Origin of the sequence: Achromobacter sp. UBA2119, assembly GCF_002331005.1 — a bacterium.
Lineage (GTDB): Bacteria > Pseudomonadota > Gammaproteobacteria > Burkholderiales > Burkholderiaceae_B > Achromobacter > Achromobacter animicus.
The window spans coordinates 134,459-158,514 of record NZ_DCYD01000002.1; the positions used below are offsets into that span (position 1 = coordinate 134,459).

The window sequence follows — 24,056 nt, forward strand, 5'->3', positions numbered from 1 at the left end:
CATGCGAATTTCTGAATTGCTCACGCCGGTATACGACGCTGCCTGGTTGCCCTGGGCCGTGCAGTATTTCTTTCTGATCGGCATCAGCGCGACCACCGCGCTGACCGCCGCCTTTGCGACGTTCGGGCGGGCGGATTCCGCCCCGCGCCGCTTGCTGCCGGCGGCGGTGACGGTGCTGCTGGTCAGCGCCATCGCCGCACCGGTGTCGCTGCTGGCCGACCTGCATCAGCCCGGCCGTTTCTGGCACTTCTATGCGCACATCACGCCGTGGTCGTGGATGTGGCTGGGGGCGTTGCTGCTGCCGGTCTTCGTGACGCTGGCGCTGCTGTTCTGCGCGGCGTGGTGGTGGGGGCGGATCGGGTGGCTGCGGGTGGTGGCGGCGGCCCTGGCGCTGTCGGCGCTGTCCATCCTGGTCTACACCGGGGCCGAGGTAATGGTGCTGCGTTCGCGGCCGTTGTGGCACACCGTGTTCCTGCCGGTGAACTTTGCGCTGACCGCCTGGCTGGGCGCGTTGGGTGCAATGTTCCTGGTGGGCCGCTGGCTGCCCGGCGGATTGCGCGCGTTGCCGGTGGAGATGTTGCGCCGGCTGAGCGTGACCGCCGTCGTGATGATGGCGCTGGGCGCGGGGGCGTGGGTGCTGCTGGGCCTGCTGGGACTGGATCCGTCCTTCGAGGCTGCGCTGCGGCTGTTCGCAGGCTTTCCGATCTGGCGCCTGAGCCTGGCGGGCGCCGTGATCACGGCCTTCTGCATCGTCGGGCTGTTGCAACGGCCGGCGCGCACGCTGGCGGCGCCGCTGCCGTCGGCCGCGTTGGCGCTGACGATGCTGGGCGCGGCGTGGATCTTCCGCTGGGTGGTTTTCATGAGCGTGCAGGGCGTGCCCAAGTACGGCGCCGGGCTGTACCTGTATGAGATGCCGTGGGGCAGCGACGGGCTGCTCGGCATGGTGGGCGTGCTGGGGCTGTGCGTGGCGCTGATCACCGCCGTCACCTGGGCCCTGGACATCTTCCCCGCGCGCGCACGCGCCGTGGCCGCCTGAGCGCGCCAAGACGATAAGCACATGGATAAGAAAGCAATGGACAAGCAACACGAAGATGACAAGCGCCGCGACGCTGACGATGGCCCGGACCAGCCGCGCGACGAGGCACGGCGCAAGCTGATGATGCGCGGCGGCATGGTGGCCGGCGGTATGGCAGCGTTTGCGGCGGGCTATGGCGACACGGTCGTCAAGGCGGTGAAGGGCCTGGCGCAGGGCACCGCGGGCGTGCCGACGACGCACGCCGTGCGCGGCAATTCGCTGACGCCGGAGTTTCGCATTGATCCGCTGACCGGTGCGCTGAGCGCCCAGCCGGGCCAGATCGTCAGCCCGTCGAGCTGCCTGGGCTGCTGGACGCAATGCGGTGTGCGGCTGCGCGTGGACACCGCTGAGAACCGCATCCTGCGCGTGGCCGGCAACCCGTACCACCCGCTGGCCACGACGCGGCCCGCCGCGATGGACACGCCCGTGCGCGATGTCTATGCGCAACTGGGCGGCGATAGCGGGCTGGAAGGGCGCGCCACGTCGTGTGCGCGCGGTTCGGCCATGTTGGAGCAGATGGACAGCCCGTACCGGGTATTGCAGCCGATGAAGCGCGCCGGCAAGCGCGGCGACGGCAAATGGCAGACGATCAGCTTCGAGCAACTGGTGCAGGAAGTCTGTGAAGGCGGCGACCTGTTCGGCGAAGGCCACGTGGACGGCCTGCGCGCGATCTTCGACCGCGAGACGCCGCTGGACCCGGACAATCCGGAGTACGGCGCGAAGGTCAACCAGTTCCTCTTTACCGACGCGTCCAACGAAGGGCGCACGCCGCTGATCCAGCGCTTTGCCGGGCAGTCGTTTGGCACGGTCAACTTCAGCAATCACGGCTCGTACTGCGGCCAGAGCTTCCGGGTGGGCGCGGGCGCGGCGCTGGGCGACCTGAAAGGCATGCCGCATGGCAAGCCGGATTGGGACAACGCGCGCTTCGGGCTGTTCATCGGCGCGGCGCCCGCGCAGGCCGGCAACCCCTTCCAGCGCCAAGCCCGCCAATTGGCCGAGGCACGGGTGCGCCCGGGGGAATCGGCGTTCAACTATGTGGTCGTGTCGCCCGTGCTGCCGGCCTCGTCCAGCCTGTCGGCGGGATCGGGCAATGAATGGGTGTCGGTCAATCCGGCCAGCGACCTTGCGCTGGCGATGGGCCTGATCCGCTGGATTCTGGACAATGAACGTTTCGACGCGCGCATGCTGTCGCAACCCGGTCCGAACGCCATGAAGGCGGCGGGCGAGGCGGCGTGGACCAACGCGACGCATCTGGTGGTGGCCGAACCGGACCATCCTCGCCTGGGCGCGTTTCTGCGTGGCGCCGACATGGGCTGGGCGCGCCCGGCCGATGCGGACGAGAAATGGGAGGACGTGTATGTCGTGCATCTAGCCGACGGCACACTGGCGCCGCACACGACGGCGTCATCGGCGGACCTGTTTGTGGACGACACCATCGCCGCGCCCGGCATGGCAGGTAGCCAGGACGCGCTGCGGGTGCGGACCTCGCTGACCCTGCTGCGCGAGGAGTCGCGCCGCAAGACGCTGGACGAGTACGCCGCGCTTTGCGGGGTGCCGGCGGCCAAGATCGCGTCGCTGGCCGAACGCTTCACCAGCCACGGCAAGCGCGCCGTGGCCGATGCGCACGGCGGCACGATGAGCGGGTCGGGCTTCTACACCGCGTACGCCATCGCCATGCTGAACACGCTGGTAGGCAACCTGAACGTCGAGGGCGGACTGGTGCTGGATGCCGGGCCATTTCCACCTTACGGCATGGGGCCGCGCTACAACATCGCCGGCTTTGCCAACAAGGCCTCGCCCAAAGGCGTGTCGCTGTCGCGAAACCGCTTTCCGTACGAGAAGTCCAGCGAGTTCAAGCGCAAGAAGGCCGCGGGCCAGCCGGCGTATCCGGCGGCGGCGCCCTGGTATCCGGCTACCGGCGGACTCAGTTCGGAGATGCTGGCGTCGGCGCTGGCGGGCTATCCGTATCGCGCCAAGGTCTGGTTCAACCATATGAGCAACCCGGTGTACGGTATTGCCGGGTTCCGCCACGTGGCGCTGGAAAAACTGAAGGATCCGCGCATCCTGCCGCTGGCGGTGTCGATCAACCCGTTCATCAACGAGACCAACGCGCTGGCCGACTACATCGTGCCGGACACCGTCACGTACGAAAGCTGGGGCGTGTCGGCGCCGTGGGCCGACGTGGTGGCCAAGGCCTCGACCGTGCGCTGGCCTGCGGTGCAGCCGCGCGTGTCGCGTACCGCCACGAACGAGCCGGTGTGCCTGGAGACCTTCCTGATCGCGTGCGCCAAGCGCCTGGGCATGCCGGGGTTTGGCGAGGGCGCCATCTCGGACAAGGACGGCGGCAAGTACGCGCTGGACACGCCCGAGGATTTCTTCCTGCGCGGCATGGCCAACATCGCGTTTGCGGCGGGACGTCCGGTGCCGGAGGCCAGCGACGACGACATGGCGCTGACCGGCGTCGACCGCTACCGCGACCTGTTGCAGACCAAGCTCAAGCCGGGCGAATGGCGGCAGGTTGCGATGCTGATGAGCCGGGGCGGGCGTTTCGACCGGATGGACGACGCGTGGACGCAAGCCGGCGAACAGCCGCGCCGCACGCGCGTGGCCTACGCCAAGCCGCTGCATGTCTGGAGCGAGGAATTGGCGGAGTTCCGCCATGCGATGACGGGCGAGCGCTACAGCGGCTGTCCCACCTGGTATCCGACGCGCCTGGCAGACGGGCGCGATATGCGGGATGAATACCCGCGTGAGGACTGGCCTTTCCTGCTGAGCTCGTTCAAGTCCAACCTGATGAGCTCGATGTCGATCGGCGTGAACCGCCTGCGGCAGGTGCATCCGCACAACCCCGTGTCGATCAGCCGGCAGGACGGCGAACGGCTGGGCATCCGCAACGGCGATACGGTCCGCATCGTGACGCCGGGTGGGTCGGTGACGGGGTTGGCCCTGCTGCGCGATGGGGTTCAGCCGGGCGCGGTGGGCATCGAGCACGGTTACGGGCATACCGAGCTGGGCGCGCGCGCGCATGTCGTCGACGGCAAGCCGATGCCGCACGATCCGGCACTGGCGGCGGGGGTCAATCTGAACGATCTGGGCTTTGGGGACGCGACGCGCGGCCAGCACGCCAATGTCTGGATCGATTGGGTATCGGGCGCGGCGGTGCGGCAGGGCTTGCCGGCGCGGATCGAGCGGGTTTGAGCCAAAAGCGCTGACGGCGGAAGCGGTCAGCGCACGACGGTGTCAGCCACCAGTTCCAGCCCGTCGGCGCGCGGCCCCACGTCCGTCAGCACGCCGCTCAGGTCGCCGGCCTGGGCGGCAGCATTGCCCGAACGGCTGACGCGGATCTCCACGCGCACCTCGCCGGCTTTGGACAGCGTGGCATCCGGCGACATGGACGTGCTGTCGTCCAGCACGAACGCCCGCGGCAGGTCCGCAACCTGCATCTTCAGGATGGCGACCGGCATGCGGGATCCCTCCATGGGGCGCGCCAGGATGAAGACGGTGTCGTTCGGCGCGACCTGGCCGCGCAGCGTGTCGGCGATGCGGGCCTGACCGGCGATGCGGGCGGGCGCGGAGGGCGTGGCGGCCGGAGCGGCGGGCGTTGCGGAAGCAGCCGGCGTCGACCCTGCCACCGCAGGCGATGCGGACGAATTACCCGACGCAGCCGCCACTGAAGCTCCCCCAGCCCCACCCGTCGCCATGGCGCGCGCCTGCGCGATATTCGTCTGGATCTGCCGCGCCGCCTCCGACTCTGCCGGCAGCAGCCTTTGCAACCGTTCCCAGTGCGTGAGCGCCTCGGCGGCGTCGCCGCGGCGCAGCGCCATCATGCCGGCCAGCGCCAACGCCTTGGGCTGATCCGGCTCGGCCTGCAGCGCCTGCGCGACGGCCGCGATGGAATCCTCGTCGGGCTGGCCCTGCCGCGCCGACAGCAGCGCGTCGGCCAGATCGGCCAACACCACGGGCTGGCCGGGCACCAGCCGCAGCACCTCCCGATACGCGGCAATGGCGTCGTTGTAGCGGCCCAGCGTTTCGTACGATCGGCCCAGCATGTACCAGCCATCGGCATCATCGGGCGAGGCGCGCAGGCGCTGGGCCAGCGCGTTGATCGCCAGCGCCATGTCGTTGTCCGCCTCCTGCGCATGGGGTTCAGGCGCTTGCGCCATGGCGATCGTGGCCGCCGCGCGCGGATTGCCCAACTGCCCGTACAACAGCACGGCGGCCACCGGGACGGCCACCGTCAGCACGCACGCCGCGGCAATGCCGGCGCGCTGTCCGCCCAGCCGTGCGCAGGGATCACGGCGCATCGCCAGGTCCTGCAGCAGATCGCGTTGCAGCTCTTCGTCGGCGCGGGCGTGCGCCTGCGGGCTGAGCGCGCCGTTAGCCAGATCGCGTCGCAGTTGCTCCCGCTGCGCCAGATAGAAGGCGCGCACGCTGGCGTCCGACGCGGTCTCCGCGGCCGGCGTGCGGCGCAGCAGCGGCGGCACGAGGCAAAGCAGGGTGGCCAGCAGCAGGGCCAGGACGATGAGCCAGAGCGTGGTCATGAGCCGGAATCCAGGAAGCGGGCGGCGCGGGCGCGTTCGTCCGCGGTCAGCGGTGCGCGCGTGCCGGCGCGCCGTTTCAGCGTGCGCACCAGCACCAGGAAGCCCACGGCCAGCAGCGCGAAGGGGCCCACCCACAGCAGCCAGGTAATCGGCTTGAAGGGCGGGTCGTAGCGCACGAAGTCGCCGTAGCGGTCTTCAAAGAAGCGCATGATTTCCGTGTCGCTCTTGCCTTCGGCAAGTTGGCCGCGGATGAGCTTGCGCATGTCCAGGGCGAGGGGCGCGTTGGATTCGGCCAGGGTCTGGTTCTGGCAGACGAGGCAGCGCAGGCCGTGCGCGAGCTTGTCGGCGCGCTGTTCCTGTTCGGGTGACAGCACGGGTGAGGGAGCCGGCGCGGCGCGAAGGGGCGTCGGGGTCAGGAATGTGACCAGCAGGCCGGTCACCAGGACGGCCTGAATGGCGACCGTTATCAGCTTGCGGGGCAACCGAAGCCACGGCCTCAATGGACGGCGTTGCACACGCCGGGCCCTCATTGCAGCGCCTCGATGACAGGCTGCAAGCGGGTACGCCAGAGCTCCGGCGTGATCAGCCCCAAATGCTTGTACCGGATGCGGCCGTCGCCGTCGATCACGAACGTCTCGGGCACGCCATACACGCCGTATTCGATGCCGACGCGCCCGTCGACATCGCTGGCGGAGGCCAGATACGGATTGCCATTGCGCGCCAGCCACTGCCGCGCCTCGTCGGGCTTGTCTTTGTAGTTCAGTCCGTAGAGCGCAATGCCATGGCGCTGCGCCGCCTCGCGCAGCACGGGCAGTTCGTCCTTGCACGGTCCGCACCACGACGCCCACACATTCAGCAGCCAGACCTTGCCCCGCTGCGATTCCACGTCCAGTGTCTTGCCGGGCTCCAGCAGATCCGGCAGGCCGATGGCGGGCGCGGGCTTGTCGATCATCGCTGACGGCACCGCGCGCGGGTCGCGCGACAGCCCCTTCGCCAGGAACGTGGCCATAGCCAGGAACACGGCAAGCGGCAGCAGATAGCGCAGCATCAATAGCCCTCCCGCGCCGCGCCCGCGGCCTCGGGCAGGGCAGCGTGCGCGTCCTTGCGCGCCTGCGCCTCGCGCGCGCGCCGGTAGCGTCCGTCGCCCGCCGCCAGCAGTCCGCCCAGCGCCATCAGGATGCAGCCGGTCCAGATCCACGTCATGAAGGGCTTGACCTGGATGCGCACGGTCCAGGCGTTATCGGCCACGGGTTCGCCCAACGCCACAAACAGGTCGCGGGTAAAGCCGCTGTCGATGTCAGCCTGGCTGAGCGCCATGTCCTGCACGGTGTAGTGGCGCTTTTCCGGATACAGCGTGACCACGGGTTTGCCATCGCGCATCACTTGGAAAACGGCGCGTTGCGCGGTGTAGTTGGGGCCGGTGGCCGGGCCGATGCCGGCAAACGTGAACTGGTAGCCGCCGGCTTCCTGCGTGGCGCCCACGTCGACACGAAGCTCGCGTTTGACCTCATAGCCGTTGGCCAGCGTGACGCCCGCGATGAAGATGCCGATACCCGCATGCGCCAGCAGCATGCCGTACCACGAGCGCGGCTGGCGGGTCAGCCGCCGCAGCAACTCGCCATCGCCGTCCGTCAGGCGTTGCCACGCGTGCGCGCCGGCGCTGGCGACCGACCAGGCGGCCAGCCACAGGCCCAGCACGATCATCGGCGAACCGAAGCGCGAAGCGCCGGGCATCGCCAGCGGCACAAGCACCGCCGTCAGCACGCTGACCGCAAAGGCCACGCGCAGGCGCTTGCCCAGGTGGGGAAGCTCTGCCTGTTTCCAGCGGGCGACCGGTCCGACTCCCATCAGAAAGATCGCAGGCGTCATCAGCGGCACGAACACGGCTTCGAAGTAGGGCGGTCCGATGGAGATCTTGCCCCACTCAAGCACGTCCAACACGACCGGATACAACGTGCCCAGCAGCACGGAGCCCGCCGCGACCGTCAGCACGACGTTGTTGGACAGCAGCAGCGATTCGCGCGACAGCAGCGAAAAGCCGCCGCCCAGCCCGACCGTGGGCGCGCGCCAGGCGTACAGGGCGAGCGAACCGCCCACGATCACCGTCATGAAGGCAAGGATGTACAAGCCGCGGCCGGGATCCACGGCAAAGGCATGGACCGAGGTCAGCACGCCCGAGCGGACCAGGAACGTGCCCAGGATGCTGAGCGAAAACGTGCAGATGGCCAGCAGCACCGTCCAGCTGCGGAAGGCGCCGCGCCGCTCGGTGACGATCAGCGAATGAATCAGCGCGGTGCCTGCCAGCCACGGCATGAAGGAGGCGTTCTCGACTGGATCCCAGAACCACCAGCCGCCCCAGCCCAGCACGTAGTACGCCCATGCGCTGCCCAGCAGGATGCCGATGGTCAGGAACGTCCACGCGGCCAGCGTCCACGGCCGCACCCAGCGCGCCCACATCGCGTCCAGCTCGCCCGACAGCAGCGCCGCGATGGCAAAGGCGAACGCCACCGAAAAGCCGACGTAACCCATGTACAGCATGGGCGGATGCACGATCATGCCCGGGTCCTGCAACAGCGGGTTCAGGTCGCGGCCGGCCATCGCGGCCGGAATCAGGCGCTCGAATGGATTGGACAGGAACAGCATGAACAGCAGCAGGCCGACGCTGATCCAGCCCATCACCGCCAGCACGCGGCCCACGAAAGCCAAGGGCAGCCGCTTGCTGCACAGCGCCACGGCCAGCGTCCAGGCCGTCAGCAGGAGCTGCCACAGCAGCAGCGACCCTTCATGCCCGCCCCAGACCGCCGCGAAGCGGTAGCCAGCCGGCAGGTCGGCGTGGGAATTCGCGGCCACGTACAGGACCGAAAAGTCGTTGTGCACGAAGGCCCACGCCAGGCAGGCGAAGGCGAGCGTCGTCAGGCCGAACTGCCCGATGGCCGCAGGCCGCGCCACGCGCAGTCCCGCCTGCCAGCCGGTGGCAGCGCCGATGAGCGGCAGGATGCCCTGCGCCAGCGCCACCAGCAGCGCAAGGATGAGGGCGAAAAGGCCGATTTCCGGGATCATTTCGCCTCCGCCTGCAGGGTGGCGGCGGCTCGTTGCTCCGCCTTCTTGATCGCGTCGGCGGCTTCGGGCGGCATGTAGTTTTCGTCGTGCTTGGCCAGCACTTCGGTGGCGCGGAACACGCCGTCCGCGCCCATCTTGCCGGCCACCACCACGCCCTTGCCCTCGCGGAACAGGTCCGGCAGCAAGCCCTGATAGGTGACGGGCACGGCGTGGGCGGTGTCGGTCACGGCAAAGCGCAGCGTCAGGCCGTCGGCCTCCCGTTGCAGCGAGCCTTGTTCGACCAGGCCCCCGACGCGATAGCTGCCGCTGGCGGGCGCCTCGTGCGCGATGACCTGCGTCGGGCTGAAGAAGAACACCAGATTCGATTGCAGGGCGTTGAGCACCAGCGCGGTGGCCAGGCCCAGCAGGGCAAGGCCGCCCACGATGGCGAACGCGCGGCGTTTGCGCGGGCTCATCGGCGCGTCCTTCCTGCGTGACGCGCGGAACTGGCAACATCCTCCTGCCGCTGGCCGCTTCGACGCGCGCGCCGCCACAGCGCCAGCACTTCCCACGCCATCACCGCGAACGTGACGCCGTACGCGCCCAGGATGTACGGCCCGTGGCCTTGTAGCGAAAAGAGGGTGTCCCAGCTCATGGCGCCTCCGTCCGGGTGCCGCTTGCCGGCGCGCCCGGCTGTCCGCCGCCCATCTGTCCGGCGATCTTCTGAATGGCGCCCGGCTCGCGCGCTGCAATGATCCCGCGCACGCGCGCCAGCGCGACCGCCGCGCTGTACAGCCAGAACGCCGCCACCATCAGCAGCATCGCGGTCACCATGATGCGCGCCATGCTCGGGGCGGTTGTCAGGTTGATCGACGCGCCCTGATGCAGCGTGCTCCACCACTGCACCGAGAAATAGATGATCGGCACATTGACCACGCCCGCCAGCAGCAGAATTGCGCCGCCCCGGTCCGCGCGCTGCGTATCGTCGGTGGCGGCCTGCAGCGCCATGAAGCCCAGGTACAGGAACAGCAGGATAAGCTCGGACGTGAGCCGCGCGTCCCACACCCACCACGTGCCCCACGTCGGCTTGCCCCACAGCGCGCCCGTCCACAGCGTCAGGAACGTGAAGATCGCGCCGGTGGGCGCCAGCGCGCGCATCATCATGAACGACAGGCGGGTGTTGAAGATGAGACCCAGCGCCGCATAGCCCGCCATCACCAGGTACAGAAACATCGACATCCAGGCCGCGGCCACGTGGATGAACAGGATGCGGTAGACCTCGCCCTGCTGGCTGTCCACCGGCGCCACCACAAGTCCCGTGTACAGCCCGGCCGCTGCCAGCAGCGCGGCGCCCACGGCGAAAAATGGAATCATCCGCCCGGCCAGCGGGTAGAACAGCGCCGGCGACGCGTAGCGCATCCAGCTCGATCGCATGGGGGCGGCGCGGGGGGAGTCGAAGGTGGAGGGATTGTGCATGGATACCTCAGTCCAGCGCCACGCGCAGCGCCGCCGACGCGCTCCACGGGCAAAGCAGGATCGCCAGGCACAGGCCGGCGCCCAGCAGCGAAAGCTGCGGCCCCGCGCCCAGGCCGGCATGCGTGGCCGACACGGCGCCCGCGCCAAAGATCAGCACCGGCACGTACAGCGGCAGCACCACCAGCGGCAGCAGCGCGCCGCCGCGCAGGCCCAGCGTCAGCGCCGCGCCCAGGCCGCCTACCAGCGCCAGTGTCGGCGTGCCCAGCAGCAGGGACAGCACGAGGATGCCGATGGCGTGCGGCGACAGGCCAAATTGCAGAGCCAGCACCGGGCTGGCAAGAATCAGCGGCACGCAGGTGCTGAACCAGTGCGCGCCCAGCTTCACGCCCACCAGCAGCGGCAGCGGATGCGGCGACACCAGCAGTTGCTCCAGCGCGCCGTTGTCGTAGTCCTGCGCGAAGGGACGATGCAGGCTCAGCAAAATGCCGAGCAGGGCGCAGACCCACAAGACCCCTGGCCCGATCGCCAGCAGCAGCACGGGATCGGGACCCACCGCCAGCGGAAACAGCGAACCCGTGACGATGAAGAACAGCGTCGCGCCCAGCGTGTCCGCCGGTCGACGCCAGGCCAGCCGGACTTCACGCAATGCCAACTGAGACAGCGTTGCCAGCATCCGCGTAATCATCCATGTTCAGGGTTTGGGTGTGATGGGCAGGCGTGCCGGGGGCGCGATGCGAGGCGACGACGGCGGCGCCGCCCGCGGCCAGATGCGCTTCAAGCGCCTGCGCCAGTTGTTCCAGGCTGGCCGCGTCCAGGCCCGCGTCGGGCTCGTCCAGCAGCCATAGCGGCTTGGCGCCCAGCACCACGGCGGCCAGCGCCAGCCGGCGGCCCTGGCCCTGCGACAGGCGCGCGGCGGGCGTGTGCAGGCAGGCGCCCAGGCGCCAGTCGTCAAGGCAGGCGGCGATCACGTCGTCGCGCCGCGGCGTGCCGGCCACATGCAGGCTGCACCGCAGGTTTTCCAGCGCGGTCAGGTCGCCCGACAGGCCGTTGCCGTGCCCCAGATACGCCGTGCGCGCAAAGTGAGCCGACGGATCACGGCGGATGTCGCCGTCCGGGTCGAAGATGCCGCCGTCCAAAGGGCGCAGCAGGCCGGCCAGCATGCGCAAGAGGCTGGTCTTGCCGCTGCCGTTGGTTCCCCGCACGTTCAACAGTTGCCCGGCGTGCAGATCAAAATCCAGCGCGCCGGGGCCGCCGCGCCGGCTGACCAGTCCGCGCGCGCTCAGCACCGGCAGCGGCGCGTCAGCGGGCTGCATTGGCCACCTCGTTGGACGCCCTGGCCGGCGGCGTCGCTTCGGAGGTCTGGCCAGGCGGAATGTGCGGCAGCGTATGGGCGATGCCCTTGTGGCAGTCGATGCAGGTCTTGGACCGGTCCGCGAGATAGGTCGAGTGCATGTTCTGCGCCCGCACGCTCTGCCGGGTGAAGTCCATGTACTCGTAGTTGTGGCAGTTGCGGCATTCCAGCGAGTCGTTCGCCTTGAAGCGCGCCCATTCGTGCTGCGCCAGTTCCAGCCGCTTGTCCACGAACTTCTCGCGCGTGTCGATAGTGCCGAAGATCTTGCCCCAGACCTCCTTGGACGCCTGCATCTTGCGGGCGATCTTGTCGGTCCAGTTGTGCGGAACGTGGCAGTCCGAGCACAGCGCCCGCACGCCGGAACGATTGGTGAAGTGGATCGTGCCCTTCAGCTCCGAGTACACGTTGTCGCGCATTTCATGGCAGCCGGTGCAGAACTTCTCGGTGTTCGTCAGTTCCATGGCTGTGTTGAACGCGCCCCAGAACAGGATGCCGCCGATGAACCCGCCCACCGTCAGAAAACCCAGGCTGAAGTGCACGCTGGGCCGGCGGATGATGTTCCAGTAACGCTTGATGAGCTTGACCATGACGGGCTCCTGTCCCTTACTTCTTGTCGGGCGCCGGAGCAGAGAGGCGCTTGAGGATCACGTCGATGTCCTGGAAATTGTTCGGGACCAGCGGCTTGGCCTCCGTTTGCGGCACGTGGCATTGCAGACAGAAGTACCGGCGCGGGGACACTTCGGCCAGCACGTTGCTGTCGCGGTCCATGTAGTGCGTCACGCTCAGCGGCACCGCCTGTGTCTGCTCGGTGTTGACGCGCGCGTGACAGGCCAGGCAGCGGTTGAAGTTCTTGTCGATCTGGTAGCCGTCGATCTTGTGCGGAATGGTGGGCGGCTGCATCGAGTACGTGCGCATGCGCCGCACGTCGCGGTTCTCGACCGGGGGCATCAGCGGCGGCGTGGCCGACTCGGTCAGGGGCGTCGGGCCCCGCATGGGATCAATCATCGGATCGGTCGGCGCGGCCCAGGCGTTTGTGCCGATCAGAAAGACCAGGGCGATCGAAGTGGCGCGAATGTTCATGAGCGTCTCCGTCGGCCGTCAAGCCTTGGTGATCTTGACCGCGCACTTCTTGAAGTCGGTCTGGAACGAGATCGGATCGGTGGCGTCGAGCGTGACCTTGTTGATCAGTTGGCCGGCATCGAACCAGGGCACGAACACCAGGCCGCGCGGCGGCTTGTTGCGTCCGCGCGTTTCCAGCCGGGTCTGCATCTTGCCGCGCCGCGACGCAATCTCCACCAGTACGCCGCGCCGCAAACCCATGGCCTGCGCGTCGTCCGGGTGCATGAAGCACACCGCATCGGGAAAGGCGCGGTACAACTCGGGCACACGCCGCGTCATCGACCCCGAATGCCAATGCTCCAGCACGCGGCCGGTCGACAGCCAGAAGGGGTATTCCTCGTCCGGCACCTCGGGGGGCGGCTCATAGGGCAGGGCATAGATATTGGCCTTGCCGTCGGGGTTGCCATAGAAGTTGAAGCCGGAGCCCACCTTCACGTACGGATCGGCCTTCTCGCGATAGCGCCAGCGCGTCTCGACTCCGTCCACCACAGGCCAGCGCAGGCCGCGCACCTGGTGATAGGTGTCAAACGGCGCCAGGTCGTGGCCATGACCGCGGCCGAATTCCGCATATTCCTCGAACAGGCCCTTTTGCACGTAGAAGCCGAACGCCTTGGCCTCATCGTTGGCGTATTCCGGGTCCAGTTCCGTATTCGGAAACTTGTTGACCTTGCCGTTTTCGTACAGCACCTGAAACAGGGTCTTGCCCCGCAGCTCGGGTTTCTTGGCCAGCAGGTCCGCCGGCCAGACTTCGTCCGTGGTGAAGCGCTTGGAAAACTCCATCAACTGCCACAGGTCCGACCGCGCGCCGCTGGGCGCGTTGACCAACTGGTGCCAGAACTGCGTGCGGCGCTCGGCGTTGCCGTAGGCGCCTTCCTTTTCCACCCACATGGCGGTGGGCAGCACCAGATCGGCCGAGATCGTGGTCACCGTCGGGTAGGCATCAGACACCACGATGAAGTTCGCCGGATTGCGGTAGCCGGGATAGCCTTCGTTCAACATGTTGGCCGCGGCCTGCATGTTGTTGTTGACCATCACCCAGTAGGCGTTGATGGTGCCGTCCTTCAGCATGCGATTCTGCAAAACCGCGTGCGCGCCCACCTTTTCAGGGATGGTGCCGTCAGGCAGCCCCCAGACCTCTTCGGCGCGCGCCCGGTGCTTCGGGTTGGTCACGACCAGGTCCGCGGGCAGGCGATGCGAGAACGTGCCCACTTCGCGCGCGGTGCCGCAGGCGGACGGCTGCCCCGTCAAAGAGAACGGGCTGTTGCCCGGCGTGGAAATCTTGCCCGTCAGCAGATGGATGTTGTAGACCAGATTGTTCGCCCACACGCCGCGCGTGTGCTGGTTGAACCCCATGGTCCAGAACGACATGACACGGATCTTCGGATCGGCATACAGCTCGGCCAGCGCTTCCAGATTCCGCTTGGGCACGCCGGTCAGCTTGGCGGTGTAGTCCAGGTCGTACTTGGAGACGAACTTCGCGTATTCGTCGTAAGTGATCGGGCGCGAGCCGCCGGCGTTGTTGGCGTTCTTGGCGGCCTTTTGCAGCGGGTGCTCGGGACGCAGGCCGTAGCCGATGTCGGTGTTGCCTTCCAGGAACCGCGTGTGTTCGTCGATGAATTCCCGGTTGACGCGCTTGGTCTTGATGATGTGGTTGGCGATGTAGTTCAGGATCGCCAAGTCGGTTTGCGGCGTGAAGGTCAAAGAGATGTCGGCCAGTTCATACGACCGGTTCTCGAACGTGGACAGCACCACCACCTTGGTATTGGGCTTGCTCAACCGCCTGTCGGTCACCCGCGTCCACAGGATGGGGTGCATTTCCGCCATGTTCGCGCCCCACAGCACGAAGGCGTCGGCGTTTTCGATGTCGTCGTAGCAGCCCATGGGCTCGTCGGCGCCAAAGGTGCGGATGAAGCCCACCGCCGCCGACGCCATGCAGTGGCGCGCGTTCGGATCGAGGTTGTTGGTCCGAAACCCCGCCTTCATCAGCTTGAGCGCCGCGTAGCCTTCCCAGATGGTCCACTGGCCCGAGCCGAACATGCCGACGGCTTCCGGGCCCTTGTCCTTGAGCACGCGCTTGAACTGTTCGGCCATGACGTCGAACGCCTGGTCCCACGACACCGGCGCCAGTTCGCCATCCTTGGCGTACTTGCCGTCCTTCATGCGCAGCAGCGGCGTCGTCAACCGATCGTTGCCGTACATGATCTTGGACAGGAAATAGCCCTTCACGCAGTTCAGGCCGCGGTTGACCTCGGCGTTGAAGTCCCCGTGCGTCGCCACGACCTGGTTGTCCTTCACCGCGACGTTCACGCCGCAGCCGGTTCCGCAGAATCTACAGGGCGCCTTGGACCACTTCAGCTTGGCCGCTTCCGATTCCGTCACGATGTTCTGCGTGTAGCCCACGATGGGGATGCCGGCTACCGTGGCGGCAGCGGCGGCGGCAGATTGCTTGATGAACTCTCTACGAGCCATGGACATCGTCAATCTCCTCATTCATCGCGGCAAGCGTGTCGGAATGCTGATAGACCAGCGCCGACGCCAGCACGCCGTCCAGCCGCTGGATCTGCGCTATCTGCGCAAGCATGTCTTCGGTAGAGGGGGCTTCCAGGGTGACGACCAGCTTGCCGGTCTCGGAAGCGCCGTGGATTTCCGCGCCGGCGATCGCGAGGATCGCGCCGCGCACGTCCGCCAGCCGGCGTGGGGCGGCATGCACCACCATGCTGGCGATGTGCAGCTCGGGCGCCGCGCTACAGGGCGCGGAGGCGGGCTGATGGGGGGGAATGGGGGGGCGGAGGCTTTGCATCAGCTTCCCGGGGGGCCTGCGAACATCTGGTAGATCCAGACCGCAAAACCGTACCCGGCCACGATGATCACTGCCAACACCGGGGCCATGACTGCCGTCAGGAACAGGAAACTTCGCAGTTCCTGGGCTTTTGTGTAGCCATCGGATTCGTCTTGCACACACCACCTCGCAGCAGAAACTTGTGGGGGTATTGCGTTAAACGTACAGATGCGAAAGTTTGTAGCAGATATGCTTGCGCGGCGTCAATGTTGCAACACAGCGAAATAATGTCGGAGAGATTACAGAGCGGGGGAAAGGGGGCGCGTGCGATCACCGGCAGGGGCGATCGAAAGCGGGGTATCCGGCGGCCCCAGTCGACTGTGCGGATAAGCTGACAACGGTTAAATCCGCAGCCGGATTAACCGGTTGCGGATTAACCGGTTGCGGATTAACCGGTTGCGGATTAACCGGTTGCGGATTAGCCGGCTGCGATTTGCTTGCGCCGCGTCAATCGTTAGCGCATCAACCGATCGCGCCGTAAATGCGCCGCGCGTCCGCCGCCGTCGCCAGAGGCCGGCCCAACGCCCGCGCGCCTTGCGCGGCCTGGGCGACCAGCGCCGCGTTGTCCGGCGCCACCGACCCGTCACGCAGCTTCAGATTGTTTTCAAACCCGACTCGCATATGGCCGCCGAAGGCCGCCGCGGTTGTGACGCAGGCGTTTTCCTCGGGGCCGAAGGCGCAGATCGCCCAGGGCAACGAATGGTCGTAAGCGGCCAGGAACGGCAGCAGGTCGTAAGCCGAGGACGTCTGTCCCGCGCTGTAACGGCCCAGCACGAACAGCACCGACCATGCGCCGGGCGGCACCAGACCGCGCGCGCGCAGCGACAGCCAACGGCGCACGTCGGCGTCGTCGTACAGGATGATCTGCGTCATGACGCGTCGGTCGGCAAGCCACGCCAGAAAGGCGGCCAGCTCCGCTTCCGGAATGCCGGGCACGGCGATTTCGCGCAGGCCGATGGAGACGGCTTCGGGCTGCAATTCGCGCACCATCGCAATCTGCTCGGCGGCCTGATAGACGCCCGCCGCCTCGCTCGTCACCTGCACCAGCAGTTCGTCGCCGACGGCGCGCTGCACCGCCGAGAGCGCGTCGCGATAGGCCTGCGCATCCAGCAGATGGCTGCCGTCGGGCTTTCTGACATGCATGTGCATCATCGCGGCGCCGGCGTCCAGGCATGCCCGGGCCTCGGCGGCCAGCGCGTCTGCGGTCAGCGGCACGGCGGGGTGGTCGGCTGCCTTCTTGTACGCGCCGTTGGGCGCGACGGTGATGATGACGGGCGAGTCGGCCAACGCGGCGCGGGGGAGGGCCGGAGCGGGGGCTGACGTAGAGGTGGCCATGGAAGCGGGTGCGCAAGCAGGCACGGAGTGGGTTGCAGGCGCGTTCAAGGCTTGATCTCCGGCAGTTCGGGAGCGATCAGGTCCAGGCCGGCGCGCAGCAGCCGGTCGTAGCGGGCGCGCTCTGCAGCAATGGTCTCGGGCGTCCAGGCATAAAAACCTTCGCCTGCCTTCATGCCATGCCGGCCGTCCGCGGCGCGTTCGGTCAGGCAGCGCGCCGGATGGTCGGCGTTGCAGAACGTCGGATACATCGTTGCGCCGGCCGCCGCGTGCACGTCGATGCCCGCGTGGTCGCGCTGCATCACGGGACCCGCCGCCAGGAACCGGAACCCAAATCCGAACCGCACGGCGGCGTCCACGTCCTCGGGCGACGCGATGCCGCGGTCGATAAGGTCGAAGGCTTCGCGCGACAGCGCGTGCTGCAGGCGGTTCGCCAGAAAGCCCGGCAGATCCTGCTTCACCTTGACCGGCACGCTGCCGCAGCGCCGCATGAAGTCGATCAGCGAATCCGCGCAGGCCTCGTCGCTGGCTTCGCCCAGCACCACTTCCACGAGCGGCACCAGATGCGCCGGCATGAAGAAGTGCAGGCCCAGCATGCGGCCGCGCGTGTCCAGCCCCTGGCTGATCGCGCTGATCGGGAAGCTGGAACTGTTGCTGGCCAGAATGGCATCGGGCCGCGTGCGCCGCGCCAGGTCCGCAAAGAGCGCCTGCTTGATGTCCAGGCGCTCGGGAATGCACTCGATCACCAGATCCACCGTGGACCAGTCAACTTCGTTTAGCGACGGCGCGGTGGCCAGCAGGGCGGCGTTTGACTCGCGCCCGATGGTCTTCAGGTTTTCCGCCACGCGCGCCGGCAAACCGGCCGCGCGCTCGGCATTCGATTCGATCACCGTCGTGCGGCACGCCGCGCGCGTCAACACGACGGCGACATCCGCACCCATCGTGCCGCCGCCCACCACCACCGCATGCGCCGCGCCCGGATTGGGCAGCGCGTTCGTGTCTTTCTGCATGCTGTTCTCCTGATTCTGAAATCTCGCTTTGGCGCGAGTGTAGAGAAGGGCGGTTGATTGATGAATCAGAATTTTTGAATAGAATGATCGGTCAATCAGATCAATAGGGCCGGGGGCAAATCATGCAGATCAACCTGTCGATGCGGGACATCGACACCACGCTGGTGCTGGGCCGAACGCTCAACTTCCGCCAGGCCGCGGGGCAGCTGCATCTGTCGCAATCCGCGCTGTCCACCCAGATCCAGCGCATCGAGGACGCGCTCGGCGTGCGCCTGTTCGACCGCACCACGCGCACGGTTCGGCTGACGGCGGCGGGCGAGGTCTTCCTGCAACAGGCCGCAACCCTGCAGGCCGCGTTCCGCGACGCCATCGCCGCGGTCGGCAGCATCTCCAGCGCGGAACAGGGGCAGGTGTCGGTGGCGGCGTTGCCATCGCTGGCAGCACGGCTGCTGCCGCGCGTGCTGATGACGTATCGCCAGGCGCACCCAAATGTGGCGCTCAAGGTCCGCGACACGCTCTCCGGTCCGGCCTTCGACCTGGTGCGCGCGGGCGAGGTGGACTTTGCGCTGACCGCCGCCGACCCGCAGCACGCCGACCTGCACTACGTGCCGCTGATGTCCGACAGCTTCATCCTGCTGATCCCGGAGGCACATCCGCTGGCGCGGGCCAAAGGGCCGCTGCGCTGGGCCGATACGGCTGGGGCGGAGCATGTGTCGATGGTGCATCCGAGCAGCGTGCGCCAATACACGGAATGGGCCTTTCTGCAGAACCGCATCCGCTTTGCACCCGCATTCGAGGCCGAGCATTTGACGACCATCGTGGCGATGGTCGAATGCGGCTTCGGCGTCGCAGCGTTGCCGGAGATCGCCGCTGGCGCGGTGGCGCAAACCGGCATCGTGCAACGGCGGCTGACGGCGCCGGTGGCCGAGCGCTCGATTGGGTTGGTGACGGCCCGCAATCGCAGCTTGTCGCCCGCTGCGGTGGCGCTGGTGCAGACGTTGAGGGAATACGTGGCGGCGCAGCCGCGGCAATAGCAGCGAGGATTGATCGAGTAGTCAGGGCGAGCTTTGCTCGTCCTGCCACTGCGCCCGGCCGAATCTAAAACTCTTCTGATATCCAAAGTCTGGCCGGTGTGACGTAATGGCGGCGCATTTCATGCGCGTCCATTGCGATCCTCTATTCGCGGCGGACGCTCTCTTATAGGCGGACCGGGTACTCATCGGTGACGAGCTTGGTCTATCCCCACAGGAAGCACGTCATTGCTATCCGGTCCGATCTGCGCTTCACATTCTCCATCGGCGCCTGGAAGCGGATGTCTGCTTCATCGCCCCGGGTAGAGGACTATTCATGAGCATAAGCGCAACCTTGGGCCGAACGATCAGCCATGCCGCTCCGAATCCGACGGATGCATGCAAAGCCTGCGAGCGCACTGGCCTACCCATTCTCCCTTTGCGTGCCGCGTACGCGCCGGCGCCCGGACAAACATGCCGTCTACAGCCTGCCGGTAGCAACGCGCCAGCAACGGTTCAGATGCGGCTGGACCAGCCTCGCATCTTGCGGCAAGGATACCTTTATGTACTGCTCGACGAGATGGAGTGGCAGGCCTATGAGGTGACGCCTGAAGGCGCGCTGCGCCAGTTTCGTCCCTATCAGGTCCCACGAGACGAGCCCAGCCCTCTGAGCAAGGACTGCGTCAACAAGGATCACGACGTCCCCGCATCGTTCATCAATATCGACGCCGGAAAATTCTCGACCGCATGGATAGCCATCGCCAATGATCCCTGGCCCGAGAGTGTGCTGAATCAATACTTGTGTGGCAATGCGGCCGACGGAACGGATCCGAAGAAGCGCTGCTACAAACTTGATTTGAAAAGCGCGCGCGACGACCCGGCCAGCGTCGGTATTGCAATGACCGAAGACAACCTTGGATTGGGCTCTGTGCTGGAGTACGCAGAGGTCAACGCCGGCGACTTCCAAAGCGTTCACGGGTTCTACTCGCGTAATCATCGGCTTGGGGCGATGGAAGGCCACATTCGGACTATCGTTCAGCGGGAAAAACTTCCGAACGGCGTACTGGCATTGGTTCTGCCCGATCCAATCGGGGTGGTACAGGAATGCAATGCGCAGCGCGTTCATTTGTTTAGAGAAATGCAGGAGTGGCGCGCCGAGCCGCAGCGACGATTTGAGTTCTTTACTTCCCAGGCGCTGCTTGGCATCAAGGAACTGCAGGCCGTTTGGGCTAAGGCGGAAGCAGAAGAAGAGGCGAAGGCAGCGGAAGAGAATCGTCGTAGGCACAACAACAGCATCGCGGGACTAAAGGTGGGCTATCCGCAGGTGCATATTCCAGGAGAAGCCGAGCGCATAGCAAAGAACAAACAGGCCGAGGCAAAGGAACGCCTAGAGGAGCGCTACGACGAGCGGGCTCGAGCCACCTTCGAGGAAGCCTATCTGGCCGCGCAGGACAATTGGCAAAAAGCTGTTGACCGAGTTGGCGAGTTGTACGTCAGAGAATACCTATCCAGACCTTTCCAGCTTGCCGTCCAGTATGACTACAGCGCCACGTCCTGGCGTTCGACGGAGGGCTTTATCCGGATGCTCGCGCTTTGCCTTGCCGGTGGCCCCACGGAAGTCATAAAGAAAGGCGATGAGAAATTGGGCGCGACGCAACGGCTGTGGAAAGCACAGTTGGAGAATCGAGAGAGCCACCTGTATCAGGCTCTGGTGGCGAAGGACATGGCTTTGCTGAACCAGCTGCAAACCGCGCTGACGGGCAATGACGTTGGCAAGGCGTACGACACCATCAAGACCGTCATCGGAACAGCGGAAGGCAAGACTCTGATGGTCGCGCCCGTGCAAGAGGCCATCGGACAGTTGCTCGCGGCCATGGGCAGCGCCAGTAACGCGTTGGGACAGCAACTGGCCTCCCAAACGCACGCGCTGGTCGGACGTCTGCACAGCGCAGCCTTCCTGCGATATTCGGGGCAGCACGTGACCCAGATCGTGGTGTCTTTGAAGCTTGGAGAGTATCTTTCCTTGCTCAATGAGGCCTTGCAGGAACGCATTGATAAGTTCCTCTCGCATATTGACGAGAATTTCCGCAAGCCGGCAGCGCACAGGATTCGCGCGATGGTGGCGAGCGGCGCTATTGCCATCGCTGTGCCCGGTAACCATGGCAAGGTCGTCAACTTGATAATCTGGTCGCTGGAAAGGGGCGAGGCGCTTCAGAAACGTCTGAGCGCATTGGGCAGCGCCGGCAGCGAAGGCGTCGCGGATGCGATTCGCACCGTAAGCGTAGGCGCTGAGACGCTCGAGACCGGCGCTGTTCATTTGGTTGGCAAGCTCTCGATTGGCGCTGAGGAAACGAGAGATATCGCAAGGCGAGCGATGCAACGCATGCGCAGCGCTGCCATATCAGTGGCGCCCGCAGGCGTGGATCTGCTGCTTGCACTCGGTAGCTTGTGGTTTCAGCAAGATAGCCTGCGAAAGAACTACGCGACGCTGCTCAACACGCCGGGGAGCGGAAACGCAGAGGCTCTGGCAGCGGTGTGGTCGTCATCCGTTGGCGCAATGGGCGTAGGCGTGGAGGTGGTCGGCGTGGGGGTACGCGCGTTGAGACCAGACTTGAACGTCACTGTGCAAATCGCGGGTCGGACAAAAGCGGTCACGCTCGGGACTCGCCTTGCCCAGTACGGAGGGGCAATTGCGGCATCCGCGAATGCCTTAAACGCGTTTCAATTTTACTTTGCCGCCAACAGAGCAACTTCGGCAGGCGATGACGAGGCAGCGCGCTTTTATGTGGCCGCCGCAGCGGTTTCGGTTGTCGCCGTTGTTTCTGGAGTGCATGCAGCGTTGGTCGGCGGCGCTCTCCTTGGTCCGGTGGGAATAGCAATAGTGCTCGGACTAGCTGCCTACGGGGTAGCAAGTCTGGCGACCAAAAAAGAATCCTCACCGCTGGAAATCTGGGCTCGACGAACGTTATACGGTTTGCCCGAACGACAGCGTAGGTGGAAGACCCCGCAGGATTTGGATTCCGCCACTGGCGAACTTAACGCGGCAGTGTTAGGTTTGGCAGCTGATGTCGGCATCAACTTTAGGATGGAACGCGCGTCGGACATCGAGATTGCGGGAGAAGCATACGCCTCTCACGGGGATGCCGCTTCTATACCCATGGGCGTGTATCTGGACTACGCGATTTCGCTGCCAAACTACTCCCCCGAGAGTTCGTGTTACCTATGCGCCGTGACGGTGTACCGACCCGGCGAACAAGAAGAAGCCATTGCTTCGATCGGCAACGTGGCAGGCTTTGAAGGGCCGGCCTCCCCTAGACCGACAAGGAGTCGAGATTACCATCCGAAGACTACCAAGCCCATTGTCTATTTCGATAATGACCGGCTTTGTTTGATCATAAGAGGGGCGGTCGCTCTGCATGCCAATCATGGGATTCACGCAGTAAAACTGGAACTTTCGTACTGGCCGGATAAGTCTGACAAACTCGGCGTCGCAAAAGTAATCCGCATGCACGACAAGATGGATTCTCCCGAGAATGAGTAACCATCCAAAGCGACCACGGTTGATTCCGCCTTGCCCCGGCTGGCAAGAGGATTTGCCGCATCCTGATTCAGCTCCCTCCGTTGCCGCATTCCTAGATCCGGATAATCCCAATCACCTATGCGCGGCATATCTCGAACTTTCACGCTCCCCACATCATGCACGGGGGCTGATGCTGTATCTAACAATTTCGGCGTCAGCATTTTTGATATTTTTAGGCCTCGTACCCGTGCCTGTAGTAGAGGCAGGCACGCTCGAAAATGCTTTCATAGTAATCGTCGATTTACTCCTGGTATGGATGGTGGCATTTGGGGTTCGCGTTGATATCGCACCGCCGCGCGACCTGCCCTTGCGATTCAATCGGGCTCGTCAGCGCGTGTATGCCTATAACTTCCAATACCGCTGGTGGAACCCCTTTGAGCGCTGGCGTGTTGCCGCAGTGTCATACGATTGGTCGCAGGTCCGTGCGGAACGGTGGAAGTTACGAGGGGTCACCGCACAAGGCGCGCTCATTATCAAATGGGGTGTCGTTCTGTCTATCGTTGAACCGGGCACAAATAAGGTAGTTGATCGCTTCCCGCTGAGCACCATGGGTGCCGATGAGTTCGCTTGGTCCTACATATGTACCTACATGCAGCAAGGCCCTGAGGCGCTTCCTCCGCCTGGTGCGCCACGCGATCATGACGACGTACCTTGGTACAACCTTGCCTTGCGTGTCGCGCCGAAAGTGAACTGGCCTGCCGGCATGGACCTCGAATCAAGGTCTCGTCCTTGACGGTAGGACCGCCGATGGCGGAACGGTGGCAATGGCTTCACCCTTAGAATTTGCTCGGCTCATTGTGCAAGAAGACAAAATCTTCAACGTGGGGGACAAGTGATCATGAAAGGACCGCGGCTCTCGCCCCCGTGTTCAGGGTGGACTGCTGATCTGCCAGGACCAGAGGTCGTCCAACGTAGCGCGCCAGATCTGGATATCGGCCGCATCAACCATCTTGACCTCGTTTACCTCGAAATACCTCGACCTGGATTCAAAAAGGGCATTCTGTTGTGGTTTGGATTGTTGGCCGCTTTCAGTCCGGTATATGTCGGGGGTTATGTGGTTGCTGGTTGGCAAGATTTATCCGTGTTGAACATTTTGTCCTTTGCGGCCTTGATATTGCCAGTCAGCATATGGGCATTTTTCCTCTTCATGAAATGGAGTTGTGTCTTCCAAACGAAGAGCCAATTCGATTCAACCGCGCTCGCCAACGAATTTACGCATACAACTGTAGGTACCGCTGGTGGAACCCATTTGAACGCTGGGGCATCGTCCCTGCGACCTACGAGTGGTCCCAAGCGCGTGCCGAACGTTGGAACAAGCGCGCCGTAACTGCTCAAGGCGCGCTCATCATGAAATGGGGCGTAGTTCTTTCCATCGTCGAGCGAGGCACGAATAAGGTCATTGACCGCTTCCCACTGAGCACCATGGGTGCCGACGAATTTGCCTGGGCGTACATCTGCACATATATGCAGCGGGGCCCTATGGCGTGCTCGCCTGCAAACTTGCGCCGCGACCTGAATGACGTGCCTTGGTACAACGTTTCCGTGCGCTTCGCGCCCAAAGTGAAGTGGCCTGCTGACATGGATCTCGAGTCTAGAACAGCACCGTGACGCGCGAGCACGCAAGCGAACGATTGGCTTACTGGGAGTACATTCCATTTGGGGATGTCTGCGTTCGCTGACCTGC

General features: G+C 65.3%; 22 protein-coding genes. 6 read left to right on the forward strand and 16 right to left on the reverse strand.

Translation table 11 applies throughout. The features are described 5' to 3' along the window. Position 1 precedes the first annotated feature (1 nt). Positions 2-1,036 carry an NrfD/PsrC family molybdoenzyme membrane anchor subunit gene (nrfD, locus tag B3098_RS00895; RefSeq protein WP_286890142.1) on the forward strand — a complete coding sequence of 345 codons (1,035 nt, stop codon included), beginning with the start codon at positions 2-4 and terminating at the stop codon, positions 1,034-1,036. 36 nt (positions 1,037-1,072) lie between these two features. Next, positions 1,073-4,273, forward strand: coding sequence for a tetrathionate reductase subunit A (locus B3098_RS00900; RefSeq protein WP_286890378.1), 3,201 nt, complete (start codon positions 1,073-1,075; stop codon positions 4,271-4,273). A gap of 26 nt (positions 4,274-4,299) precedes the next feature. Here the strand turns inward: B3098_RS00900 and ccmI are convergent, their stop codons facing one another. From ccmI to B3098_RS00980, 16 genes are all read right to left on the reverse strand, one after another. Beyond that, on the reverse strand, positions 4,300-5,616 hold the full coding sequence (gene ccmI, locus B3098_RS00905; RefSeq protein WP_286890143.1) for a c-type cytochrome biogenesis protein CcmI: 1,317 nt from the start codon (positions 5,614-5,616) through the stop codon (positions 4,300-4,302). Beyond that, the gene (locus tag B3098_RS00910) at positions 5,613-6,098 is read right to left on the reverse strand and encodes a cytochrome c-type biogenesis protein (protein WP_414631251.1); all 486 of its coding nucleotides are present in this window, start codon (positions 6,096-6,098) and stop codon (positions 5,613-5,615) included. Before B3098_RS00910 ends, ccmI begins: the two co-directional genes overlap by 4 nt. Before the next feature lie 44 nt (positions 6,099-6,142). Continuing rightward, positions 6,143-6,664 carry a DsbE family thiol:disulfide interchange protein gene (locus tag B3098_RS00915; protein ID WP_279973301.1) on the reverse strand — a complete coding sequence of 174 codons (522 nt, stop codon included), beginning with the start codon at positions 6,662-6,664 and terminating at the stop codon, positions 6,143-6,145. After that, entirely contained in the window at positions 6,664-8,676 is a 2,013-nt protein-coding gene (locus tag B3098_RS00920; RefSeq protein WP_286890145.1) for a heme lyase CcmF/NrfE family subunit, read from the reverse strand. The genes B3098_RS00915 and B3098_RS00920 overlap by 1 nt, the downstream gene beginning before the upstream one ends. After that, positions 8,673-9,131: a cytochrome c maturation protein CcmE gene (ccmE, locus tag B3098_RS00925; RefSeq protein WP_279973298.1), complete on the reverse strand. Its 459-nt coding sequence runs from the start codon at positions 9,129-9,131 to the stop codon at positions 8,673-8,675. Before ccmE ends, B3098_RS00920 begins: the two co-directional genes overlap by 4 nt. After that, on the reverse strand, positions 9,128-9,310 hold the full coding sequence (gene ccmD, locus B3098_RS00930) for a heme exporter protein CcmD (RefSeq protein WP_279973297.1): 183 nt from the start codon (positions 9,308-9,310) through the stop codon (positions 9,128-9,130). Before ccmD ends, ccmE begins: the two co-directional genes overlap by 4 nt. Next, a complete protein-coding gene (gene ccmC / locus B3098_RS00935) occupies positions 9,307-10,131 on the reverse strand; it encodes a heme ABC transporter permease CcmC (protein WP_279973296.1) in 825 nt (274 codons plus the stop codon). The genes ccmD and ccmC overlap by 4 nt, the downstream gene beginning before the upstream one ends. A 7-nt stretch (positions 10,132-10,138) precedes the next feature. Continuing rightward, positions 10,139-10,804 carry a heme exporter protein CcmB gene (gene ccmB / locus B3098_RS00940; RefSeq protein ID WP_105238346.1) on the reverse strand — a complete coding sequence of 222 codons (666 nt, stop codon included), beginning with the start codon at positions 10,802-10,804 and terminating at the stop codon, positions 10,139-10,141. Next, the gene (gene ccmA, locus B3098_RS00945; RefSeq protein WP_286890150.1) at positions 10,770-11,444 is read right to left on the reverse strand and encodes a heme ABC exporter ATP-binding protein CcmA; all 675 of its coding nucleotides are present in this window, start codon (positions 11,442-11,444) and stop codon (positions 10,770-10,772) included. Before ccmA ends, ccmB begins: the two co-directional genes overlap by 35 nt. Beyond that, positions 11,431-12,069 (reverse strand): cytochrome c3 family protein, encoded by a 639-nt coding sequence (locus tag B3098_RS00950; protein WP_056569895.1) that lies wholly within the window; start codon positions 12,067-12,069, stop codon positions 11,431-11,433. Before B3098_RS00950 ends, ccmA begins: the two co-directional genes overlap by 14 nt. Positions 12,070-12,085: 16 nt before the next feature. After that, complete coding sequence (locus tag B3098_RS00955) at positions 12,086-12,562, reverse strand: nitrate reductase cytochrome c-type subunit (RefSeq protein ID WP_175185102.1); 477 nt, start codon at positions 12,560-12,562, stop codon at positions 12,086-12,088. 18 nt (positions 12,563-12,580) lie between these two features. Next, on the reverse strand, positions 12,581-15,076 hold the full coding sequence (gene napA / locus B3098_RS00960; RefSeq protein ID WP_175138464.1) for a periplasmic nitrate reductase subunit alpha: 2,496 nt from the start codon (positions 15,074-15,076) through the stop codon (positions 12,581-12,583). Next, positions 15,060-15,401 carry a chaperone NapD gene (locus B3098_RS00965; protein ID WP_279973291.1) on the reverse strand — a complete coding sequence of 114 codons (342 nt, stop codon included), beginning with the start codon at positions 15,399-15,401 and terminating at the stop codon, positions 15,060-15,062. Before B3098_RS00965 ends, napA begins: the two co-directional genes overlap by 17 nt. Continuing rightward, a complete protein-coding gene (napE, locus tag B3098_RS00970; protein WP_056569899.1) occupies positions 15,401-15,559 on the reverse strand; it encodes a periplasmic nitrate reductase, NapE protein in 159 nt (52 codons plus the stop codon). The genes B3098_RS00965 and napE overlap by 1 nt, the downstream gene beginning before the upstream one ends. A gap of 343 nt (positions 15,560-15,902) precedes the next feature. Next, positions 15,903-16,775 carry a 3-keto-5-aminohexanoate cleavage protein gene (locus B3098_RS00975; RefSeq protein ID WP_279973289.1) on the reverse strand — a complete coding sequence of 291 codons (873 nt, stop codon included), beginning with the start codon at positions 16,773-16,775 and terminating at the stop codon, positions 15,903-15,905. A gap of 44 nt (positions 16,776-16,819) precedes the next feature. Further along, a complete protein-coding gene (locus B3098_RS00980) occupies positions 16,820-17,782 on the reverse strand; it encodes a 3-hydroxyacyl-CoA dehydrogenase family protein (RefSeq protein ID WP_279973288.1) in 963 nt (320 codons plus the stop codon). Positions 17,783-17,904: 122 nt separating this feature from the next. On the opposite strand from B3098_RS00980, the gene B3098_RS00985 reads away from it, so the two are divergent. The 4 genes from B3098_RS00985 to B3098_RS01000 all read left to right on the forward strand — a co-directional run bounded on the left by B3098_RS00985 (position 17,905) and on the right by B3098_RS01000 (position 23,980). Continuing rightward, positions 17,905-18,816, forward strand: a complete 912-nt coding sequence (locus B3098_RS00985; RefSeq protein ID WP_286890155.1) for a LysR family transcriptional regulator — start codon at positions 17,905-17,907, stop codon at positions 18,814-18,816. Between the two features lie 313 nt (positions 18,817-19,129). Then, positions 19,130-22,333: a T6SS effector BTH_I2691 family protein gene (locus tag B3098_RS00990; protein WP_286890157.1), complete on the forward strand. Its 3,204-nt coding sequence runs from the start codon at positions 19,130-19,132 to the stop codon at positions 22,331-22,333. Next, the gene (locus tag B3098_RS00995; protein ID WP_279973286.1) at positions 22,326-23,105 is read left to right on the forward strand and encodes a DUF6708 domain-containing protein; all 780 of its coding nucleotides are present in this window, start codon (positions 22,326-22,328) and stop codon (positions 23,103-23,105) included. The genes B3098_RS00990 and B3098_RS00995 overlap by 8 nt, the downstream gene beginning before the upstream one ends. A 332-nt stretch (positions 23,106-23,437) precedes the next feature. Next, on the forward strand, positions 23,438-23,980 hold the full coding sequence (locus tag B3098_RS01000; protein ID WP_286890159.1) for a DUF6708 domain-containing protein: 543 nt from the start codon (positions 23,438-23,440) through the stop codon (positions 23,978-23,980). Positions 23,981-24,056 lie beyond the last annotated feature (76 nt).

Coding starts and splice junctions, on each gene's coding strand:
- B3098_RS00955 (WP_175185102.1), bottom strand. CDS start 12,562: ATGAACATTCGCGCCACTTCGATCGCCCTGGTCTTTCTGATCGGCACA.
- B3098_RS00950 (WP_056569895.1), bottom strand. CDS start 12,069: ATGGTCAAGCTCATCAAGCGTTACTGGAACATCATCCGCCGGCCCAGC.
- ccmA (WP_286890150.1), bottom strand. CDS start 11,444: ATGCAGCCCGCTGACGCGCCGCTGCCGGTGCTGAGCGCGCGCGGACTG.
- B3098_RS00965 (WP_279973291.1), bottom strand. CDS start 15,401: ATGCAAAGCCTCCGCCCCCCCATTCCCCCCCATCAGCCCGCCTCCGCG.
- ccmD (WP_279973297.1), bottom strand. CDS start 9,310: ATGAGCTGGGACACCCTCTTTTCGCTACAAGGCCACGGGCCGTACATC.
- B3098_RS00915 (WP_279973301.1), bottom strand. CDS start 6,664: ATGCTGCGCTATCTGCTGCCGCTTGCCGTGTTCCTGGCTATGGCCACG.
- B3098_RS00990 (WP_286890157.1), top strand. CDS start 19,130: ATGAGCATAAGCGCAACCTTGGGCCGAACGATCAGCCATGCCGCTCCG.
- nrfD (WP_286890142.1), top strand. CDS start 2: ATGCGAATTTCTGAATTGCTCACGCCGGTATACGACGCTGCCTGGTTG.
- B3098_RS00980 (WP_279973288.1), bottom strand. CDS start 17,782: ATGCAGAAAGACACGAACGCGCTGCCCAATCCGGGCGCGGCGCATGCG.
- B3098_RS00995 (WP_279973286.1), top strand. CDS start 22,326: ATGAGTAACCATCCAAAGCGACCACGGTTGATTCCGCCTTGCCCCGGC.
- ccmE (WP_279973298.1), bottom strand. CDS start 9,131: ATGAGCCCGCGCAAACGCCGCGCGTTCGCCATCGTGGGCGGCCTTGCC.
- napA (WP_175138464.1), bottom strand. CDS start 15,076: ATGTCCATGGCTCGTAGAGAGTTCATCAAGCAATCTGCCGCCGCCGCT.
- ccmB (WP_105238346.1), bottom strand. CDS start 10,804: ATGCTGGCAACGCTGTCTCAGTTGGCATTGCGTGAAGTCCGGCTGGCC.
- ccmI (WP_286890143.1), bottom strand. CDS start 5,616: ATGACCACGCTCTGGCTCATCGTCCTGGCCCTGCTGCTGGCCACCCTG.
- B3098_RS00900 (WP_286890378.1), top strand. CDS start 1,073: ATGGACAAGCAACACGAAGATGACAAGCGCCGCGACGCTGACGATGGC.
- ccmC (WP_279973296.1), bottom strand. CDS start 10,131: ATGCACAATCCCTCCACCTTCGACTCCCCCCGCGCCGCCCCCATGCGA.
- B3098_RS00985 (WP_286890155.1), top strand. CDS start 17,905: ATGCAGATCAACCTGTCGATGCGGGACATCGACACCACGCTGGTGCTG.
- B3098_RS00975 (WP_279973289.1), bottom strand. CDS start 16,775: ATGGCCACCTCTACGTCAGCCCCCGCTCCGGCCCTCCCCCGCGCCGCG.
- B3098_RS00920 (WP_286890145.1), bottom strand. CDS start 8,676: ATGATCCCGGAAATCGGCCTTTTCGCCCTCATCCTTGCGCTGCTGGTG.